The 19,927-nt window shown below is 44.2% G+C and carries 19 protein-coding genes and 1 other annotated feature; of the genes, 16 read left to right on the top strand and 3 right to left on the bottom strand.

Annotated elements, in window-relative coordinates:
• Positions 1 to 7: 7 nt before the first annotated feature.
• From G4D54_12000 to G4D54_11960, 9 genes are all read left to right on the top strand, one after another.
• On the top strand, positions 8 to 1,285 hold the full coding sequence (locus tag G4D54_12000) for a trigger factor (protein ID QJA03119.1): 1,278 nt from the start codon (positions 8 to 10) through the stop codon (positions 1,283 to 1,285).
• A 60-nt stretch (positions 1,286 to 1,345) separates the two neighbouring features.
• Positions 1,346 to 3,670, top strand: coding sequence for an endopeptidase La (lon, locus tag G4D54_11995; GenBank protein QJA03118.1), 2,325 nt, complete (start codon positions 1,346 to 1,348; stop codon positions 3,668 to 3,670).
• Position 3,671: 1 nt separating this feature from the next.
• The gene (locus tag G4D54_11990) at positions 3,672 to 4,262 is read left to right on the top strand and encodes a YihA family ribosome biogenesis GTP-binding protein (GenBank protein QJA03117.1); all 591 of its coding nucleotides are present in this window, start codon (positions 3,672 to 3,674) and stop codon (positions 4,260 to 4,262) included.
• A 173-nt stretch (positions 4,263 to 4,435) separates the two neighbouring features.
• Positions 4,436 to 4,726: a hypothetical protein gene (locus G4D54_11985; protein QJA03116.1), complete on the top strand. Its 291-nt coding sequence runs from the start codon at positions 4,436 to 4,438 to the stop codon at positions 4,724 to 4,726.
• Positions 4,727 to 5,006: 280 nt separating this feature from the next.
• Positions 5,007 to 5,279, top strand: a complete 273-nt coding sequence (locus G4D54_11980) for a hypothetical protein (protein ID QJA03115.1) — start codon at positions 5,007 to 5,009, stop codon at positions 5,277 to 5,279.
• A gap of 150 nt (positions 5,280 to 5,429) precedes the next feature.
• A complete protein-coding gene (locus tag G4D54_11975; GenBank protein ID QJA03114.1) occupies positions 5,430 to 5,705 on the top strand; it encodes a hypothetical protein in 276 nt (91 codons plus the stop codon).
• A gap of 170 nt (positions 5,706 to 5,875) precedes the next feature.
• Positions 5,876 to 6,160, top strand: a complete 285-nt coding sequence (locus G4D54_11970) for a DUF1648 domain-containing protein (protein QJA03113.1) — start codon at positions 5,876 to 5,878, stop codon at positions 6,158 to 6,160.
• A 4-nt stretch (positions 6,161 to 6,164) separates the two neighbouring features.
• Positions 6,165 to 6,455: a winged helix-turn-helix transcriptional regulator gene (locus G4D54_11965; protein QJA03112.1), complete on the top strand. Its 291-nt coding sequence runs from the start codon at positions 6,165 to 6,167 to the stop codon at positions 6,453 to 6,455.
• Positions 6,445 to 7,026 carry an SdpI family protein gene (locus G4D54_11960; GenBank protein QJA03111.1) on the top strand — a complete coding sequence of 194 codons (582 nt, stop codon included), beginning with the start codon at positions 6,445 to 6,447 and terminating at the stop codon, positions 7,024 to 7,026. The genes G4D54_11965 and G4D54_11960 overlap by 11 nt, the downstream gene beginning before the upstream one ends.
• A 47-nt stretch (positions 7,027 to 7,073) precedes the next feature.
• Here the strand turns inward: G4D54_11960 and G4D54_11955 are convergent, their stop codons facing one another.
• Positions 7,074 to 7,700, bottom strand: a complete 627-nt coding sequence (locus tag G4D54_11955) for a hypothetical protein (protein QJA03110.1) — start codon at positions 7,698 to 7,700, stop codon at positions 7,074 to 7,076.
• Positions 7,701 to 7,895: 195 nt separating this feature from the next.
• Between G4D54_11955 and G4D54_11950 the strand changes: the two genes are divergently transcribed.
• From G4D54_11950 to G4D54_11940, 3 genes are all read left to right on the top strand, one after another.
• A complete protein-coding gene (locus tag G4D54_11950; GenBank protein ID QJA03109.1) occupies positions 7,896 to 8,615 on the top strand; it encodes a stage VI sporulation protein D in 720 nt (239 codons plus the stop codon).
• Between the two features lie 514 nt (positions 8,616 to 9,129).
• Positions 9,130 to 9,340, top strand: a binding site (T-box leader).
• Positions 9,341 to 9,372: 32 nt separating this feature from the next.
• Entirely contained in the window at positions 9,373 to 9,942 is a 570-nt protein-coding gene (locus G4D54_11945) for a GNAT family N-acetyltransferase (GenBank protein ID QJA03108.1), read from the top strand.
• 14 nt (positions 9,943 to 9,956) lie between these two features.
• Positions 9,957 to 12,581 (top strand): valine--tRNA ligase, encoded by a 2,625-nt coding sequence (locus G4D54_11940; GenBank protein ID QJA03107.1) that lies wholly within the window; start codon positions 9,957 to 9,959, stop codon positions 12,579 to 12,581.
• 182 nt (positions 12,582 to 12,763) lie between these two features.
• Here G4D54_11940 and G4D54_11935 read toward each other — a convergent pair whose 3' ends face one another.
• Positions 12,764 to 13,660, bottom strand: coding sequence for an HD domain-containing protein (locus tag G4D54_11935; protein QJA03106.1), 897 nt, complete (start codon positions 13,658 to 13,660; stop codon positions 12,764 to 12,766).
• A 783-nt stretch (positions 13,661 to 14,443) separates the two neighbouring features.
• Here G4D54_11935 and G4D54_11930 point away from each other — a divergent pair.
• The 4 genes from G4D54_11930 to G4D54_11915 all read left to right on the top strand — a co-directional run bounded on the left by G4D54_11930 (position 14,444) and on the right by G4D54_11915 (position 18,186).
• Positions 14,444 to 15,511, top strand: a complete 1,068-nt coding sequence (locus G4D54_11930; GenBank protein QJA03105.1) for a branched-chain amino acid aminotransferase — start codon at positions 14,444 to 14,446, stop codon at positions 15,509 to 15,511.
• A 156-nt stretch (positions 15,512 to 15,667) separates the two neighbouring features.
• Positions 15,668 to 16,168: a hypothetical protein gene (locus G4D54_11925; GenBank protein ID QJA03104.1), complete on the top strand. Its 501-nt coding sequence runs from the start codon at positions 15,668 to 15,670 to the stop codon at positions 16,166 to 16,168.
• Positions 16,169 to 16,733: 565 nt separating this feature from the next.
• Entirely contained in the window at positions 16,734 to 17,483 is a 750-nt protein-coding gene (locus tag G4D54_11920) for a hypothetical protein (GenBank protein QJA05196.1), read from the top strand.
• Between the two features lie 34 nt (positions 17,484 to 17,517).
• Positions 17,518 to 18,186, top strand: coding sequence for a hypothetical protein (locus G4D54_11915; protein ID QJA05195.1), 669 nt, complete (start codon positions 17,518 to 17,520; stop codon positions 18,184 to 18,186).
• A gap of 335 nt (positions 18,187 to 18,521) precedes the next feature.
• Here the strand turns inward: G4D54_11915 and G4D54_11910 are convergent, their stop codons facing one another.
• Positions 18,522 to 19,634 carry an FAD:protein FMN transferase gene (locus G4D54_11910; GenBank protein ID QJA03103.1) on the bottom strand — a complete coding sequence of 371 codons (1,113 nt, stop codon included), beginning with the start codon at positions 19,632 to 19,634 and terminating at the stop codon, positions 18,522 to 18,524.
• Positions 19,635 to 19,927: the final 293 nt, after the last annotated feature.

The following is a 19,927-nucleotide window of genomic DNA, read 5'->3' as shown; positions in this document are numbered from 1 at the left end:
ATGAACAATGAGTTCAACATGGGAATTAAAAGAAAAATCAACAGGTGAATTAACAGCGACTGTCGAAGGTGATACCTGGAAGGATGCTCAGAAAAAAGCATTCAGAAAACTGGCAAAGAAAGTAAATCTGCCGGGATTCCGTCCGGGTCAGGCTCCTGAGAAACTGGTAAGAAAGCAGATCAGCTCTCAGAATATATTGATGGAAGCAATCGATGAGGTTGCAGGAGATGCATTAAGTGCAGGAATCAAGGAACATGATTTGTGGGTGATTTCCCGTCCGGCACTGGATATCGAAAGCATCGATGAGGATAAGGTAACATTCAAATTCAACGTAACAGTAAAGCCGGAGGTGAAGCTGGGAGCATACAAGGGCCTGGATATCACAAAGGAAGCTGTTGAAGTAAGCGATGCGGATGTTGAAGAGGAAATCACACGTCTGCAGGAGCGTTTTGCGGATCTTGTAGTGAAAGAAGAAGGCAAGGTTGAAAACGGAGATACTGCTGTGATTGACTTTGAAGGCTTCAAGGAAGGTGTTGCATTCGAAGGCGGTAAGGGAGAAGCATACCCGCTCGTAATTGGAAGCGGAAGCTTTATTCCGGGCTTTGAAGAACAGGTTCTGGGCATGGGAATTGAAGAAACAAAGGATATCAATGTAACCTTTCCGGAAGATTATCAGGCAGAGGAGCTTGCAGGTCAGCCGGTTGTCTTTAAGGTGACTGTTCACGAAATCAAATCCAAGGTACTTCCGGAAGCAGATGATGAACTGGTAAAACAGGCAGAAATCGAAAATGTGGAAACACTGGAAGCATTCAAGGAATATTCCCGTAAAAACCTTGAAGAAAGCAAGAAAAACCAGGCGGAGCAGAAATTTGAAAATGAAATTCTGACAGCCGTTACAGAAAATGCCGAGGTGGAAATTCCACAGGTTATGATCGAAGAGGAAACAGACAGCCTTGTGCGTGATTTCGAACAGCGTCTGCAGTCTCAGGGATTCGGTCTGGAGCAGTTCAAGCAGGTAACTGGGCAGACAGATGAAATGATTCGTGAGGAAATGGGCAAGGATGCCTTCAATAAAGTAAAAGTGCGTTTAGTTCTGGAAGCTATTGCAGCGGAAGAAAAGATTGAAATAAGTGAAGAGGATGTCAACAATGAGCTGGAAAATATCGCCAATATGTATCAAATGCCGGTTGAGCAGGTAAAACAGTTGATTTCCAACGATGCGGTGTCGTATGATTTACGTATCCGCAAAGCATTAGAGCTTGTCAAAGAAGCAACGGGCAAGTAATCATGCTGCAAAAGACGCTGGAGCGCGTCTTTTTTGCCTATGGAAAGGAGTGTAGGAATCATGAATGAAAACGATGCAAATCCAATTGTACAGCTTCCTTTGGTCTGTACGCGCGGTGTTGTAGTGTTTCCGAATCAGGAAGTCATCATCGATGTCGGTAGAGAAAAGTCTACGCGTGCAGTAGAAGAAGCACAGGAAAAATACGAAAGTCAGGTCGTTCTGGTAGCACAGCGGGATCTGGCACTGGAAGAGCCTGATGTGAATGACGTATATTCCTATGGTACTCTTTGTCAGATCAAGCATATCCGCAGAATGGATGGTTATCTGCGTGTGAAGTTCAGAGGTATGCAGCGTGTGGAGCTGCATACGATCATCAACGATGATACACTGATGAGTGTAACGGCGGAAGTCAAAACCGATATTGCGCAGGATCCGATGGAAGAGGTTGCTCTGGTAAGAAAAATCGCCAAGCAGTTTGAAGAAATCGAGGCGGTTTCCCAGACCATTCCGAAAGAAATGATCAATGAACTGGCAAAGGGCGTTTCCGCACCTGTGCTTTCTGATCAGATAGCACAGCTGTTTCCTTTTACGCTTGAAAAGCGACAGGAGCTGCTGGAAACATTAGGTGTGAATGAGCGTCTGTACCTGATTCTTCAGGAAATCGAGAGTGAAAAGGAATTATCACAGATTGAGAATAAAATCAATGACAAGGTAAAAACAAGAATTGAGGAAAGTCAGAAGGAATACTACCTGCGGGAGAAGATGCGTGCCATCAAGGAAGAGCTTGGTGATGTGCCGGATACCGATAAGGATGTGGATGCGATTCGCAAGCGTCTGGAAGAAAATCCGTACCCTGACAGCATTAAGGATAAGATCAGAGATGAACTGTCCCGCTATGAAATGCTGCCAGCCGCAAGTGGAGAAACCGGTGTTATCAAAACGTATATCGACTGGATGATGGATCTGCCGTGGTGGCAGGAATCCAGGGACAACGAGGATCTGAATCTGGCAAGTGAGATTCTGGATGCGGATCATTACGGTCTGGAAAAAATCAAGGAGCGTATTCTGGAGTATCTGGCTGTCAAGCAGATGACGAATTCTCTTCGTGCACCGATTATCTGTCTGGTTGGTCCTCCCGGTGTCGGTAAAACATCCCTTGCGAAATCCGTCGCAAGAGCACTCGACCGCAAATTTGTGAAAATATCACTGGGTGGTGTGAAGGATGAATCTGAAATCAGAGGACACCGCAGAACCTATCTGGGAAGTATGCCGGGAAGATTTATTCAGGCAATGAAAAAAGCAGGGACAGTGAATCCTGTCTTCCTGATTGATGAAATCGACAAGATGGCAAGTGATTACAAGGGCGATCCTGCGAGTGCCATGCTGGAGGTATTGGATCCGGAACAGAACTCTCTTTTCTCCGATCACTATATCGAAGAGCCGTATGACTTAAGCAAGGTACTCTTTATCGCAACGGCAAATTATCTGGAGAATATACCAAATGCATTGCGTGACCGTCTGGAAATCATCGAGCTCAGCTCCTATACCGAGCTGGAGAAAATCGAGATTGCCAAGCGTCATCTGGTGCCGAAGCAGATCAAGGAAAACGGTTTGAAAACATCGCAGCTGAAAATCGATGATGAAATGATCAGCTTCCTGATTCGATATTATACAAGAGAAAGCGGTGTTCGACAGCTGGAGCGTGTGATTGCGACCGTCTGCCGTAAGAGTGTGCTGGCAATCCTGAAGGACAATAAGCGCAGTATCAAGGTAACCAAAAAGCTGGTGAAGGAATGGCTCGGTCATGAGAAATTCGAATACGGCAAGCGGGAAACAAAGGATCAGATCGGTACGGTTACCGGCCTGGCATATACCTCCTTCGGAGGCGATGTGCTGCAGGTTGAGGTCAATCATTTTGAAGGTAAGGGAAAACTGGTCATCACCGGTCAGCTAGGGGATGTCATGAAGGAATCCGCAACCATTGCCTATGATTATGTACGCGCCAATGCCAAAAAATACAAAATCCAGCCGGAGGTGTTCGAAAAGAACGATATTCATATCCACGTACCGGAAGGGGCCGTTCCAAAGGATGGACCAAGCGCCGGTGTAACGCTGACAACCGCTCTGGTATCCTCTTTGAGCGATACGCCGGTCAAAGCCAATCTGGCAATGACTGGAGAGGTCACACTGCGTGGAAATGTCCTGCCAATCGGCGGTCTGAAGGAAAAATCCATGGCGGCACATCGTTGTGGAATTACGACAATCGTCATTCCAAAGGCCAATGTCAAGGATTTGGATGATGTACCGGCAACGGTAAAGGAAAGTGTCAACTTCGTACCTGTGGAACGTGTGTCTCAGGTGCTGGATGTTGCCCTGGTTAAATAGCATGATACAATTTCAGAAAGCGGAGCTGGTCATTTCCGCACCGGATAAGAAATCATGGCCGGATACGACACTGCCGGAAATTGTTCTGGCTGGCCGAAGCAATGTCGGCAAAAGCAGCTTCATCAATGCCATGTGCGGACGCAAAAAGCTGGCCTATGTCGGGAATACGCCCGGCAAGACCAGACTGCTGAATTTCTTCAATCTGGATGACAAGTATATGTTTGTAGATGTTCCCGGATACGGCTATGCGAATATCTCGAAAACACAGCTGATCAAATTCGGACAGATGATGGAGGATTATTTCTCTGAACGAACGCAGAAAAAAGGTGTTGTGATTCTTGTGGATGCCAGACATAAGCCGACGGATGATGATATGACGATGCTGGAATTTGCCCGTTATTATGAAATCCCTGTTGCAGTTGTGGCAACCAAGTGCGATAAGGTGCCGCCGACCAAGCGCGCCTATCATTTCGCAAACATCCGTAAGACACTGAAGCTGAATGCGGATGAGCCCCTGTTTCCTTTCTCAGCTGTAGAAAAGCAGGGAATGGAGGAAATCTGGAGCTATCTCATACCGCTGTTCACTTCCTGATAAGAAGCACCCGGAGTCTTCTCTAACTAGAGGAGGCTCTTTTTTTAACAGCGTAAAAAAGGAAAGTAAGCGTTGGATATCGAAATTCGCGTAAGATGCGCAAAATCCTATAATAAGTTGTAACTGTAAAGGGAATGTCATATAATGAAGTTAACCATAAATAGGAGCGACCCATGGAGGAGTGCTTATGTATACAGATGATAGCAAAATCTGTCATACTGCCTTGTGATGTGTATGCGGATGGGAAATATGCTGCCCATCATAGAAGGTCCGGTATGCTCCTGCTATGCTATTTTGATCAGGATAGCATACGGGTTGAACATTTCTTGCAGCAACATAGAAATGAAAGCAGTCTGTGTATACCCTATTGTGACATTGATCATATTGATGTGCCAATTTCTCGAATACCTTACGGCAGTCTGTATGGAGTCCGATATCATATCACCTTGAATTTCATCGTATAGCAAACAGATGGGGGAAGCTGCGAGATAGAATCCACTGCATTTTCTTTAATCGACGATTTGCAAACGCTGCTGCGTGAGAAAGGAATACCTCTGTTCGATATCATTGCAATGACAGATATCCTATACGTGCTGTCTCTATTGAAGAACTTCAGGTATAACTGAATGAAAACTATGAACTGTATATGAAAAAGTATGGGATTGGCAATATGAGAATCACAACGAAGCGGAAAGCCTGATACATGCAGATGTACGGTAAAAATATGAAGAAGGAGGAGATGCCATGGAAACGCTACTGGAAATTATTATGGAAATCGTAATGGAAGGAACATTGTATACTGCAGGAAACAAGAAAGTTTCTCTCTGGATTCGCGTACCGCTGATCTTGGTATTGCTGCTGTTTTTCGGCTTTATCATTACGGGCAGCTTTCTGACAGGCATAATCATTGTGAAGAAAGAGGGGTTTTTCAAGGGTCTGATCATGCTTGGTATCTCCGTTCTGATGCTGGGAGCCCTGATAAAACTGATTGTTGATCATAGAAAAAATTGGAAGTAGTCTTTAAAACACCCTAACAGGGGCAAGAAATGTTTTGAGTGCAAAGGCATGTGACAGCACGCTTTGCGCCTTTTTTGCAGGGATAGTATTTAAAAAATATGAATATATTTGTATATCCATGTAAGGGACATTGGCAGGCAGCTATGCTGCATGGACTTGATAGCCGAAGACAGGAAGCAGGATGTAAGTGTTTGCGTGTGTTCGGGACATCCTTTTGTTGCTGTCACAGTTTTTCAGAATAAAAGAAATATCGCATTTGTTAGAAAGCAGGTTCTTTCTTACTTTAGGGTGTTTGCGAAAGGGAGACTTCAACTTCTATTGATAACTACAATCGTATGGATGTCTCCCTATGTTAAGTTTACCCACAATCGAGAAAGAACCAGAAAGCGATACGATACGTTCTTTTACATTTGCATCGTAGTCTGATTGTTAACAGGTGAATTTTACAGGTATGCACTTGCCGTGAATTGTGAAGATTCTGTATTGATTTAGATTTGCTTGGTTTAGATTTGTTCTGCCAGCTATTGACAGTTTACTGGAATCATATTATTATATATTTAACTAATTAGTTAAATAAAGAAACAGGAGGAATTCTTATGGTGTTCTTGAAAAAATACGGTGCTTATGGTATTCCGGTGTGCTTACTGCTTGTTTCCCTGCTGTTGTATTCACGCCTGCCAAATGAGCTTCCGATGCAGTTCAGCTTGAGCGGTGAGGTAAATCGAACCATGAATAAGGAATTCGCAATTTGGTGTATTCCTGTACTGGAGGCTGTTATTCTTCTATATACAGATTGCACGGATAACCGTATTGCAGGACTTGCTATTGCAATTCTGCTGACAATCATTCAGCTGGGCATTATGCTGCTGTTTATGAGGTAAGTATATGGATATGTTTAAAGCGATGGCAGATCCGACAAGACGGCGGATTCTGCAACTGCTGAGTGAAAAAAATCTAAGTGCCGGAGAGATTGCTGAAGAATTCACAATGTCAAAGCCGGCCATATCCAAGCATCTGGATATATTGAAGACCAGTGAGCTAATCACCTGTGAAAAACAGGGACAGTATGTAATTTATGCGATCAACACATCTGCTGTGGAACAGATGTACTGCTGCTTTCTGGATGTGTTTGATGGAATGTCCTTTCATGGAAAGGCGCAGAAGCATGAAAAATGATCGCTGGATGATGCTTTGCTGTGGAGGTATTCTGCTCTGCGTGTGTGTCTCACCATGGCTTCCCTATACGGAATGGGGAATTCTGCTGTTCTCTGTCCTCAGTGCTCTTCGGCTGTATTTTGCGAATGATGTGATAACCGGACTCGATCAGGCAAATCCGAAGAACCGTACCGTACAGGAAATGGCTGTGGTATGCATGTTTTTTATTATGATGATGGCGGTAATCGCTGCTTTATATGCATGCGGACAGCTACAGGAAGCTGTAAAAGATAAACTGCAGTTTTCCATGGTGCTGTTTCTGGTACTGGTATATGGAAACGCTGCACCAAAGCTTCCCTTTAATCGTCATCTTGGTCTTCGGCTGCCATGGACGACGGCAGATGAAAATACGTGGCGGTATGCACATCGCATCTGCGGCTATATGAGCTTTCCGACAGCTTTTTTCATGCTGTGCGGATTTGCAATGCACCATACCGGTGTTCAGGCAACTGCTTTTGGGTTTGGCTTTGTCGGGATTCCGGCATTCCTATCCTATCGTTATGATCAGAAACAGAAAAAAGACAGAATCTAAACGGTTTGCAGGTCGGCGAACTGTTTTAGGATTCTGTCATTTCTATATTATTTTTCTTCTACCGCAAGAATCAGCTCTTTCGCATAGGGCAGTGATGCGATCCAGTCGCACACGGTATGCCATTCATCCAGCTTGTGGTTTCTTCTTGCATAATAAATGTTCATCAGCGTTTCATAATTCAGCGTACAGGTACGCATCTGATGGTAGCTGCTCGGCAGCAGCTGAATCATACTGTACCAGGTTTCCTTATCCTTTGTTTCCAGATAGTCTTTCCGCAGATCCTCCAGGACGGAAACGGTATGTGCCAGCGCCTCCTGTGCCTGTGTATTCATACGCTCATGGGAAAAATCATCCAGCGTAAAGGGCTTGCTGGCAATCTTGTGCATGGTGGAGGTGGAGTTGGCCACGGTTGCCACCTTGTATGTATCGTATTCCTTCCACCAGTACAGCGGGGCAGTAAAATCGACAGAAACAAATATCTGACGGATGAATTTACGGTGATCACTGCCTGCACGTGCCAGACGCTGTGCCAGATTCAGATCGTTTGGTCCCATAATGAAGTTTCCCTGTTCATCATAAAAGCTATCCATGCGATTCCAGCTGTTCATCGGATTACGGGCACCGCGAATGGCATTTTCAAAATTCATTACACTTGTTCTTTCAATGGTAATCATGTTAACATCCTCATTTCTTTCCAATCCATTCTATCATATTTTGTCACTTGTGGACAGAAAAAGACCAAGAATTTAAAAACGGCAGTCAGGCTGGCGGAAGTAGTGCAGCCTGGCAAAGAGCAGACCTGCAGGGAATCTGTACAAGCAGGCATACTTTGTGTTTCTGCGGCATACATAATGATAGGAGGCTACGCTATGAAAACAATGAAAATAGAAAAAGAGCTGCAGTTCGCAGATCAGGTCAAGGAGCCGCGTTCCCTGCAGGTACGGGAATCACTGGAATACCATAAGGAAGCAGAGGGCATTCGTGCAGTAGGTCCCCTGCGTGTACAGGGAAGCTATGTGAATGATGAGGGTGAGCTGCAGGAATATGAGGAAGTATTGGATATGGATGTACTTGCACCGAATCACAAGCTGTCACAGGATCGTTTTTATCTTGATATACAGGAATATCAGAGTGTTCCTGCCAATGGCGGTTTGAATTTGACGATTCTTATGGGAATTCACGGATTGCAGGAGCAGCCGGCACCTGTTCAACAGACGGTTGTTGAACAAGACAATGTGCAGCCGGAGTTTTCAGCATCCCGGCAGCCGGCACCTGCTCAGCCAGAGATGCAGGACAATACCCTGCATACACTTGAACAGCTGTCTGCTACAGGCTCGCAGGAAAATGAAGAAGTGGCACAGGAGGAAGAGACACCACAGGAATCGGACACCACAGCGATGTCGGAATTTGAAGATTTGTTCGAAGACGATGAAACAACGTATACATCCTACCGTATGGTCGTCGCCAGAGGGAATGACTCCTATGGAACCATAGCACAGCGCTATGATGTGAAGGAAGATGCTTTGCGTCTGGCCAATAACAATAAGGAAGTAAACGAACGTACGCTGGTGATTCTTCCCTCTGTCTGAATTTGGCGGACGCATGAGTATATGAAATATGCAAGCAGTTTATGCGGGGACAAAAGCATCAATATAAATGGTGCTTTTGTTTTTTTTTGTATATCTGCGGTTTTCACCAGATGTCTGCCTTCTTTCACGCTCAGGAATATGTGAGGGAATGACTTTGTCGCCGGAATCGTGTGTGCAGTTGGGATATATGGATAGCATAAGCAGCCCCTGTGTATAGGACTTGACAGATTTTCTGTACAGGTTGTGAATGTTTCATTATCGTTAACTCATCCCCATTTTGCGCGCGGAAACACACGGCATGAATGCTGTCTTAAATTTCTTGTTTTATCATAAATTGGATGTTCTTTCACACTACCTGTCACGACATGCCGGTCAAGAGCCTTTACAGGAAGGAAACAGCTCCTTGATCCGATAATCAGCAAGAGATGCCTGTGTGCGGTGTTAAAAGCCTCAGCTGCCCGCAAAACTAAAAAAGAGGTTGAAAATCGCTGGACTTTTGTTTATAATAGAAAAGTAAAATGCGTTAGAAAAGAAGGAGTACCACAGATTTTCAGGTAGAGAGAGCTTTCGGCTGGTGGAAGAAAGTGCTGAAGCTGTGAGAAGGTAGTCTTGGAGCAGATATTCTGAAAGAGAAGTAGGAGTATTCGTGAAGCACGGCGTTAACGTGGTCAAGGCACAGCACAGCTGTGTAAAATAAGGTGGTACCACGTGAAAACGTCCTTTGCGGGACGCTTTTTTTATATTCGGAGGTGATGGTATGCGCTTGGATATGCCCTGTGTGGAAACTGCACATCTGCTGCTTCGTCCTGTAGAAGAAGGGGATGTATGTGATATGTTTGCCTATTACAGCGACCCTTTGGTCATGCGGTATTTATCTCTGCATCCTCATACGGATATAGAAGAGACACTGAACAGTATCCGCAGTTATTTTCTGACCTGGGAAAAGCGCGGTGTACCGCAGGCCTGGGTGATGGTACATAAGCATGATGACAAGGTGATCGGCAATCTGGATATCCATACCATTGATGGGGATATCGGCGAAATCGGTTATCTGATGCATCCGGATTACTGGAATCAGGGCTTGATGAGAGAAGCTGTCAGCGCGCTGGTGAAAGCTGGCTTTGCGCATGTCGGGCTGCGCCGCATGGAAGCCTATGTGGCTGTGGAGCATCCGGCGAGTGCAGCGGTTTTAAAGCATTGCGGCTTTGTACAGGAGGGAATCCTTCGCAAGCTGGCATTGCTGAGTGATGGACGATATCACGATATGGTGTTAATGAGCATTCTGAAAGAAGATATTCTTACAGAAAGCTTCCGTTTGGACAAGTAAAGGAGAAGTGCGTTATGAGAAAAACATTAGATGCGAAATATGATCATCTTCACGTTGAGATGGACCACTACAAAAGCTGGATCGATCACGGCTATTTCACAGCAGGAGATAAGAGCAAGGACCCCTTCTGCATCGTAATACCTCCACCCAATGTAACCGGAAAGCTGCACTTGGGACATGCATGGGATACCACCCTGCAGGATATCGTTTCCCGCTACAAGCGTATGCAGGGCTATGACATGCTGTGGCTGCCGGGCATGGATCATGCCGGGATTGCGACCCAGGCCAAGGTTGACGAGCGTCTGAAATCCGAAGGTATTTCACGATATGATATCGGGCGTGAGAAGTTTCTTGAGCGTGCATGGGAATGGAAGGAGGAGTATGCCTCCACGATTCGCAAGCAGTGGGCAAAGATGGGACTGTCCCTTGACTATTCCAGAGAACGCTTTACGCTGGATGAGGGACTGAGTGATGCGGTACGCAGAGTATTTGTGGACTTATACAATGATGGTCTGATATATCAGGGAGAGCGTATCATCAACTGGGATCCGCAGGCTAAAACAGCACTTTCCAATATTGAGGTTATTCACAAGGAAATTGAAGGTGCGATGTACTATTTCAAATATAAGGTAGTGGAAACCGGAAAAGAGCTGGTGATTGCGACCACCCGTCCGGAAACCATGTTTGCGGATCAGGCGATTTTTGTACATCCGGAGGATGTACGTTATAAGAATATCGTCGGAATGCACGTTATTAACCCTGCCAATGGGGAAGAACTGCCAATCATGGCGGATGATTATATCGACATGTCCTTTGGTACGGCGGTTATGAAATGTACACCGGCACATGATCCGAATGACTTTGCTCTGGCGAAAAAATATCATCTGGCAATGCCGATCTGTATGCATCCGGATGGTACGATGAATGAAATGGCACATAAGTATGCAGGAATGGACCGTTTTGCCTGCCGTAAGGCACTGGTTGCCGATTTTGAAAAGGATGGTGTTGTGGATCATATCGAACAGCACATGCATCAGGTTGGACATTCGGAAAGAACCGGTGTCATTGTGGAGCCTTATCTTTCTAAGCAGTGGTTTGTCCGTATGGAGCCGCTGGCTGAAGAGGTATTAAAAAATCAGGAAATCGAAGAACAGAAAATTCACTTCTATCCGCAGCGCTTTGAAAAGACCTTCCATCAGTGGCTGGAAAATATCGAGGATTGGTGTATCTCCCGTCAGCTGTGGTGGGGACACCGCATTCCTGCCTGGTATCATAAGGAAACCGGTGAAATCTATGTAGGGATGGAGGATCCGCAGGATTTGGAAAACTGGATTCAGGATGAGGATGTTCTGGATACCTGGTTCTCCAGTGCACTGTGGCCGTTCTCCACGCTGGGCTGGCCGAAGGAGACGGATGATTTGAACCGTTACTTCCCGAATGACGTGCTTGTGACCGGCTATGATATCATTTTCTTCTGGGTTGCCCGTATGGCTTTCCAGACACGCTACTGCATGAAAAACCGTCCGTTTAAGGATGTATTGATTCACGGTCTGGTACGGGATGCGCAGGGACGTAAGATGAGTAAGTCGCTGGGCAACGGTATTGATCCGATGGATGTGATTGCGGATCACGGTGTCGATGCACTGCGCTTCTTTTTGACAACGAATTCCACACCGGGACAGGATTTGCGCTACATCGATGAAAAGGTCGAGGCAAGTGCGAACTTTATCAATAAAATATGGAATGCGAGCCGCTTTGTCCTCATGCAGATTCCAGAGGATATGGAGGTTTCCGACATTGATTTGAGCAATGCCTCCATGATCGACAAATGGATTTTGAAGCGCTTCAATGAGGTGCTGGAAAACGTGACGGCGAATATGGAAAAATATGAGTATGCGCTGGTTGGAAATGAGCTGTACAGCTTTATCTGGGATGATTTCTGCAGCTGGTATATCGAGCTGAGCAAGGCAGGTCTTTCCAGCGATGATGAAACACTGCGCAGGGCAGCACAGTCCACGTTGGTAACGGTGCTGAGCGGTATCGTACGTATGCTGCATCCGTTCATGCCGTTCGTGACAGAGGAAATCTATCTGGCAATTCCGCATACTCAGGAAAGCATCAATCTGGAGGCCTGGCCATGTGCAGTGGATGCGGCGATGAGCGAAGAGGAAATGACAGCGATTCGTCAGCTGATTACAATGATCGAGGCAGTGCGCAGTCTGAAGGTGGATTACAACCTGAAGCCGAGCATGGACATCGAGGTCATCATACGGGACGAAAACGGTAAGAATATGCCAAGTGTTTCCTATATCAATGCCATCCTGCAGAAGATGTGTCATGCGACATGGATCGATGAGGACAGCGCTGTGGAAATGGCAGTTCGTCCGATTCTGAACGGTACGCTGAATGTTCCACTGGCCGCAATCATCAATGTGGAAGAGGAAATCGAAAAGCTGAGCAAGGAAATCAAACGTCTGCAGCAGGAAATCAAACGCGGAGAGGGCATGCTGAGCAATCCGAATTTCGTAAACAAGGCTCCCGAAGCAAAGGTCAACGCAGAGCGTGAAAAGCTGGAGGGTTACCGCTCCCAGTATGCGATCGTTGAAAAACAGCTGGAGGAAATGAAGAAGAAAGCATAGCTTTTCTATAAACGGGCATCTGCATATTATGATTCGTAAAAAAGCAGATGCCTTTTTCACATTTCTTACGGTACGTAAAGTCTTGCTGAGTGCTTGTTCTGCGCAAGGCTATTCCCTGTACGTATCCTTTCCAATGCATAAAAAAACCGGCAAATTTTGAAGTGCCGGTTTTTACTGTGATCTTATATCGAAATGGACAGTCGCTTTTCCCTTACCAGAATATGAAGTGCATGCAGAACATCCGAATCGTACAGCTGCCGCTCCTGTTCCATGATAGACAGAGCCTGTTCATAGCTGACGGGATTGTTGTAGGAGCGTTTACTCGTAATGGCATCAAACACATCCGCAACTGCAATGATGCGTGCATCCATCCGGATTGCATCTGCGTGCAGACCGCGGGGATATCCGCTTCCATCCATTCGTTCATGGTGCTGCAGGGCTATCTCTGCAATTATTTCTCCATGTGATTCCATCAGCAGCTGCCAGGAAGCCTGGGGATGCAGCTTGATAATGGAAAATTCCTCAGGAGTTAATCGTCCCGGCTTTTGCAGAATTTCAATTGGTGTATAATATTTACCAAGATCATGGAAGGTTGCGGCTGCGCCCAGTGTCAGAATATCATAGCCCGGATCCAGCTGCAATGCAATGGACATGGAAAGACTGCTGACCCGTCGGCTGTGTCCAATCGTATAGATATCCTTCAGTTCGACCTCCCGCAGCTTTTCAAAGCAGGCGTTGGTCGCATTCACCTTTTGATAGGAGCCGCTCGTACTGAACAGCATCAGACGGCAGGGTGTTTTGGAAATTCCGTGAATAGCAGTTGCTTCATAGCTAAACAGTGCGCTGTCATCCTTTTTTAAGGAAAAGACTTCACTGCTGGATTGAAACTGCATTTCTCCCTCCAGCATGTATAATACAAATACTGCATCCCGTTCGTTTTCCTCCCATGTGATACCAATATGGGTATCGCTGCGAATATTATACAGTCCGGTCTGCAGTTGCTGTACGGCATGGATTTCTTCAGCATTCTGGGGACCCTGCTCCCAGAAGCTTTGGTTATGCTTGATTTCTACTGTCATAATGTGCCCTCTTCCGTGTTTAGTAAAAGTATAGCATAAATTTATAAAAGTTAGTATTTTTGTCCGAAATACCTGTAGAAAATAATATTGCATCCCATACGCGGAAATATGGAATTCCATTACTATTACATTGCATAATCGTGGCTACTGAGTGTGTACGTAAATAAAGAAAAACAGAATATACATCAGATCATAACGATCACTTCGTATATGCCACAGAGATACCGATAAATGCACAACTGATGTTCTATCTGCGCTGGAGATGTTTAAGCCTGATATTCAGCCAGCATGCCGGCAGGCTTCTCATCGCTTTCGCAAATAGCTTTTTGCCGGAACAGAAGGTGTTCATCCGATCAGGAATCATCCAAAGACCCCGGCAGGGCAAAGGTACACTTATGAAGCATGCAATCCCGACACAATGGCTGTGTTGCTTCGGACGCTCCTTGACTCCCATAAAGGTCATCAAACTGGTATCTATCATTCGCCTTTGGTTATGAAACTATTCTGTGTCTCACTGCGGATTACGGATTGTCAACATTTGAATGTAGGGAGATGAAATACTCTTTGCTGATTTACATCTGTTACATTTTTACTTATTGCTATTACTATGCATGGGTTGATTGGAAGGGGAGCATCATAATATGGTACGGTAATAGAGAAATGCACAGTCTTTTGAAATAAAAATGAGAGAGAATGTAAAAATATGAAAGAATGTGGTTGACGAAATTGCAAAAAGGGTGTAACCTATGAAACATAGAAGTTGTGATTAGGGAGGATTCGTATATGAATATCGAAATTATAGAAGCATCACAGAAAAAAGAAAAACCTGACTGGAGCAGTGATCTGGGCTTTGGTAAAATCTTTACCGACCATATGTTTACCATGGATTGGACAGCAGAGCAGGGCTGGTGCAATGCCAAGATCGAGCCGTATGCGCCGATCTGCATGGATCCTGCAAGTCTGGTTCTGCATTATGCACAGGAAACCTTTGAGGGGCTGAAGGCCTATAAGACAAAGGATGGCCGGGTGCTGCTGTTTCGCCCGGAAATGAATGCGCGCCGCTTCGCCAATTCCAACCGTCGTCTGTGTATGCCGGAAATGGATGAGGAGATGTTTGTAGAGGCGGTAGCTGCGGTTGTAAATTATGAAAAGGACTGGATTCCGACTGCCGAGGGTACCTCACTTTATATCCGCCCGTTTATGTTTGCGACGGAAGCTGCGGTTGGGGTACATCCAAGCAATGCCTACAAATTCATGATTCTGCTTTCTCCGGTTGGAGCGTATTATCCGGAGGGTGTAAATCCTGTGAAAATCTATGTAGAGGATGAATATGTGCGGGCTACCAAGGGAGGCACCGGATTTACAAAGTGCGGCGGCAACTATGCGGCCAGCATTGCTGCGCAGGTCAAGGCGGAAAAGCTGGGGTATACCCAGGTGCTCTGGCTGGATGGTGTGGAGCGAAAGTATGTCGAGGAAGTCGGAACGATGAACGTCATGTTCAAAATTGATAATAAAATCGTTACGGCACCCTGTGATGGAACAGTATTGCCGGGTGTTACCAGAGATTCCATTCTGCAGCTGTTAACCTCCTGGGGCTATGAGGTGGAGGAACGCCATCTCGCTATTGATGAGCTGATGCAGGCGGGTAAGGAGGGCCGTCTGGAGGAAGCGTTTGGTACCGGAACTGCAGCGGTTATTTCTCCTGTCGGAGAGCTGAATTTCAAAGGGGAAATCACGGTGATCAATGATTTCAAGACCGGAGAGCTGACACAGAAGCTGTACGATACACTGACCGGTATCCAGTGGGGCGATGTTGCGGATACCTATGGCTGGACACGGGAAGTAAAATAATCATACCAGGAATCATCCCAACGGTTGATTCCTTTTTTTGCGCCTTCTTATACAATAGGGATGTTCAAGGATGGATGAGGAGGAGTTTAGAAGGAAGTATTGCGTATACATGTAGTCACTGGTCTATATGATGCAGTATGGTGAGGATAAGAAGCTGTGGCGTATGAAGCGGATACTGCTGTCTCTGGTATCCTTTTTCTCTTATCTGGGTGGTATGATTGCATTTACCATGCTGTCTGTGATTCTGCCGGCCTTTATGACGCTTGCGTGTGCCGGCTGTTTGGTGCTCAAATCGGCTTTTTCCTGCCGGTTTATGCCGGTCTGCTGTTTGTTTTAGCTTTGTTTGCGACAGCCTTCGCCCTGTTTTTGAATATGCTGTTTGCACAGAAGGTTACAGCCAATATGCTGGGAAGTGCACTTGCTGTTTTGGCATCCATTATCTCGGGTGGCTTTTATGAGGTGGCTCATGAAGGAGGAATTCTGGATACCATTGCATCCATGCTGATGACCAAGGCTGTTTTACAGCTGAGTGAATCACTGGAGGCAGGGCTGACAGCACAGGCTGTGGAGCATCTGGGTTTTGTTTTGCTGTGGGCAAGTGCCTTGTTTATCGCGACACTCCTTGTGCAGTGGATGCATAAAACAGCCGCAGATTGATTCTTTAACTTAATGACATTGAGACTTAACCTTTTATTTTCCTGTAATTCAATTGTATTACAGGCCACATGTGAAAAATCACAAAAGCACTATACTTATGTGGTATTTAATGTAAACACATACAATATTGTTATTTGCATTGACAAATAGGTATATTAAATATAATAATCTATTTGATAAGATATATTCGATACTCATAATTCGGTGGAGGTGAAAGAAAAATTATAATGTTAATGATATATTATCTTGATGGAGGGAAAATATGAAAAAAATTCTATCAGTTGTATTCTGTTCATTATTAGCATTCTCAATGAATAGTTTTACAGGGGCAAAAGCTGAAGAAAACGACATGCTGTATTTCAAAACTATTAAATCAGAAGTTGCTGATACATATGCAAAGGAAACAGTTTATGATTTTTTGATTGCTGAAAACACAATTAAGCCAATCTTAAATGAGAAAATAACAATGGGTCAGGGTATTTATGTTCAGGAGACGAGCAATGAGAGCATCCCAACTTATTATTATCCTATTTATATTGATAATAAGTTAACTTATGTTTATAGAATTTTCGATGATGGAACAGGAAATTATACAGGTATTTTTAGTGAAAATTTTGTAGATGATTTAACTAAATATGCTGGAAATACTCCAGAAGATGCTCCTATTATATCTTTAGACCCACAAAATAACCAGGAGTTGTTTATAAGTGATAATGGAACAACGATTGTAAACAGTAAAACTGGAAGTGTAGAAGCATTTCGAACAAAAGCAGAATTTAGAAGTGCTTCTGCTTTCAAGCCAGTTGATATTTCAGACAAAACCAGCTTTTTCGTCAAACCACAAACTAGAGCTACAAGTTATAATTATATGCTAAATATAAATATTGTTGAAACGCAGGGAAGTACAAACTGGAGTTTTGCTTATGTTACTGCTACAGCCTTGCGCTATAAGGGTAAGAATGTGCGAGCCTCAACAATAACTAATTATTTTAATCTAGGCACACAGACAGCCTTATCAGTTGACAATGCGAAGAAGTATTGTAAAACAAAGGGTGTTACATATGATGGAAGGTACTCAGGCTCTATTATGAATTCTTCTCTTCATGGTTATTTAAGGGGGGGCAATCCGGTACATTGGTCTATGGATGTATCAGGAGGAGGTAATCATGCTTTACTTATTCATGGTATAGAGGGAAGCAGAAGAAGGGTATGGAACCCTTGGTATTCGTACTCTGAATGGTCTGTAGATGCAGTAACTTATAAATCTGCGGGTGGAACAACCATGAAAACACGTGGTTATGGCATGTATTTTTAAAATGAAATTAAAATATTTATTGACTTTCGCTTTCATGATTACATTCACTGGGTGTTCTACACCTCAGGAATCACCTCCGGTTGTTTATTCGGATGCAACTTTGCCATTTGTGTTGCCTGAAGGCATTTTCTATCAAGACAAGATTTATTGGAAAAGTGATGTAGACACTCAAGAAGAAATAAATGGACAAGAATTGGGTGTAATAAAAGAAAGTGTATCACGAGAAGAATTTCCAACAAGTAACCTAAATGTAACAAAATCTGCTAAGAAATATATAGGGGACAAAGTAATAAAAAATGACAACTCATTATTCGTTAAACATGATAATAAAATACTACATTTTATCTATACAGACAAGATGGAACTTGGCGAAGAGATGAATGTATTTGACAGCAATAATTCTGAGGATGCCTCGTATCCACCACATTTTATTTATAATGGTATGCGTTATTTACCAGCAGCAGTAACTGAACCAGATATCTTTGAAGCGATTCCAGATTCATTTCAGTATGTTGGTAAGATGAAAGAAGAGATTGCTGTATATGCTAGCAGAAACTATACAGGGGTTCACATTAAGAGAAATACAAAAATGTATATTGGAAAGAACCAAAATCGGTTTATGCTTTTACAACATCCGAATGGATTTATTGAACTTTATGAATGTATAGCATATAGGGAATTGAATAATCAAAGAATTTACTAAAAAACTCACGGCTCTATCGTGAGTTTTTTAGTAAATTAACATTATGATAGAAAGCAATAGCAATTTTCACCTAAGCTTATCTATATACCATATGTCATAAGAAACAATACTATGTAAAATGTTTATACCTTTTATTTAAAAAGTTTCTGCTTTTTATGGCATTTTATGAATGCTTCGAAATCAATAAAATCAACAGACTCTAATCATAAAGAGCAATTCAATGTAGAATGCAGAAAATCAGTATTGGATAAACGAGACTGTTTTCTCCATGCAGTTCAAATCACAGGAACAGGGTGATTTTTTTGACTTTAACCAATCCTACAGGTAACGGTCCATCAGCTCTCCTTGATTTTATCCTTTAAACCGTCGCTAAAGACAATTTGATACCCCTTAACACTGATGGCATCTGTACCATTCTCCGGTTTCTGGATATCATCGTACACCCAGATGGCATTGACCTGAATGTTTTCTTCCTTCTGCAGGCGGTTGATCAGCTTTACGCCTTCCTCATGGCTCATCGTATACAGCGTTGTGGAAAGGATGTCCGCTATGCCGCTGTTGTCTGTGATTACCGTAACAGAACGGCTGTGCCGAGCCGGCATCAATGTATCAGGGTCAATGATATGATGCATGATCTTACCCTTATACGTATAATAGCGCTGGTAATCACCGCTGGTCACAAAGGATGTGTCGCCCTTGGATTTTACAGAGATTAAAGAATCGGTGGACTGTGCTTTCAGATTTGGAATCTGGATGCCGACGGACCAGGCTTCGTTATCCGGTTTATCGCCAATCAGACGGATATTACCACCGCCGTTGATAATGGCATGCTGAAGCCCGTCCTTTTGCAGCTGATCGGCAATAAGCTCCACGGCATAACCCTTGGCAACACCGCCGACATCCAGAGATACATCACGATCGTCGATATATACCGTGCTGTTTTTTTCGTCGATCTGTACATGCTTCCAGCCGCTGTGCTTTGCGGCTGTCTGCAGCTCCTTCATGGACGGGATACTGCTTTCCTTATTCTTCTGGTTTGCCAGCGTTCCCGCCTCACGGTAATCATGCCATATGTTTAACACACTGCCCATCGTGATATCAAACTGATGGTCGCTGATGGTATCGTAGGCTTTTGCCAGCTTTAGAAGATCCAGAATGACAGGCTCGACCTCGACCGGCTGCCTGCCGGCATTGTCATTGATGGTTTTGATGTTATTCACGCCGTCATAGCTGTTGTATTTGTCAAACAGCCGGTCGTAATAGCGAAACTGCTTTTTCAGCTCGGCACTATAGCTGTTGAAGGCAGCTTCATTCTCCGTATAGGCGGTAAAGCTCACCACGGTATCAAAACCGATATCCGTTGCCGTCATGGAATATTTATGGAGTGCCTTTTCACTGCAGCCGCTCAGCAGCAGCGCACCCAGCAGAATGCTTAGTATTTTTTTCATGTTATCACCGTTTGACATTATACCATTATTTCCACGAATTTAAACCGGGATGCATAAGAAAACTTTATCATTTCCTACAAGAGCGAAGCATTCGTTTTCAGTAACAATTTAACATTTTTACAAAAGTCCTTACCTGTATGGAAAGCGAAGGAAACCGGAGGGAAACTACCAGAAAAATCCTTAAGAAAATGTTAAATTTCCGCTTTTTATCATGGTATGAAAATGCTATAATAAAACCGATATGTAAAATGTGTCAGCACATTCACATATGATATGGAAGAAGTAAGAGAAAG

It is taken from the genome of [Clostridium] innocuum (assembly GCA_012317185.1).
In the GTDB taxonomy this organism is placed as follows: domain Bacteria; phylum Bacillota_I; class Bacilli_A; order Erysipelotrichales; family Erysipelotrichaceae; genus Clostridium_AQ; species Clostridium_AQ innocuum.
Note: the sequence above shows the minus strand (reverse complement) of the source record. Positions and strands in the feature narration are given on the sequence as shown.

Excerpts from the sequence above, each read along its gene's own strand:
- G4D54_12000 (QJA03119.1), top strand. The coding sequence starts at position 8 with ATGAGTTCAACATGGGAATTAAAAGAAAAATCAACAGGTGAATTAACA.
- lon (QJA03118.1), top strand. The coding sequence starts at position 1,346 with ATGAATGAAAACGATGCAAATCCAATTGTACAGCTTCCTTTGGTCTGT.
- G4D54_11990 (QJA03117.1), top strand. The coding sequence starts at position 3,672 with ATGATACAATTTCAGAAAGCGGAGCTGGTCATTTCCGCACCGGATAAG.
- G4D54_11985 (QJA03116.1), top strand. The coding sequence starts at position 4,436 with ATGGAGGAGTGCTTATGTATACAGATGATAGCAAAATCTGTCATACTG.
- G4D54_11980 (QJA03115.1), top strand. The coding sequence starts at position 5,007 with ATGGAAACGCTACTGGAAATTATTATGGAAATCGTAATGGAAGGAACA.
- G4D54_11975 (QJA03114.1), top strand. The coding sequence starts at position 5,430 with ATGGACTTGATAGCCGAAGACAGGAAGCAGGATGTAAGTGTTTGCGTG.
- G4D54_11970 (QJA03113.1), top strand. The coding sequence starts at position 5,876 with ATGGTGTTCTTGAAAAAATACGGTGCTTATGGTATTCCGGTGTGCTTA.
- G4D54_11965 (QJA03112.1), top strand. The coding sequence starts at position 6,165 with ATGGATATGTTTAAAGCGATGGCAGATCCGACAAGACGGCGGATTCTG.
- G4D54_11960 (QJA03111.1), top strand. The coding sequence starts at position 6,445 with ATGAAAAATGATCGCTGGATGATGCTTTGCTGTGGAGGTATTCTGCTC.
- G4D54_11955 (QJA03110.1), bottom strand. The coding sequence starts at position 7,700 with ATGATTACCATTGAAAGAACAAGTGTAATGAATTTTGAAAATGCCATT.
- G4D54_11950 (QJA03109.1), top strand. The coding sequence starts at position 7,896 with ATGAAAACAATGAAAATAGAAAAAGAGCTGCAGTTCGCAGATCAGGTC.
- G4D54_11945 (QJA03108.1), top strand. The coding sequence starts at position 9,373 with ATGCGCTTGGATATGCCCTGTGTGGAAACTGCACATCTGCTGCTTCGT.
- G4D54_11940 (QJA03107.1), top strand. The coding sequence starts at position 9,957 with ATGAGAAAAACATTAGATGCGAAATATGATCATCTTCACGTTGAGATG.
- G4D54_11935 (QJA03106.1), bottom strand. The coding sequence starts at position 13,660 with ATGACAGTAGAAATCAAGCATAACCAAAGCTTCTGGGAGCAGGGTCCC.
- G4D54_11930 (QJA03105.1), top strand. The coding sequence starts at position 14,444 with ATGAATATCGAAATTATAGAAGCATCACAGAAAAAAGAAAAACCTGAC.
- G4D54_11915 (QJA05195.1), top strand. The coding sequence starts at position 17,518 with ATGATTACATTCACTGGGTGTTCTACACCTCAGGAATCACCTCCGGTT.
- G4D54_11910 (QJA03103.1), bottom strand. The coding sequence starts at position 19,634 with ATGAAAAAAATACTAAGCATTCTGCTGGGTGCGCTGCTGCTGAGCGGC.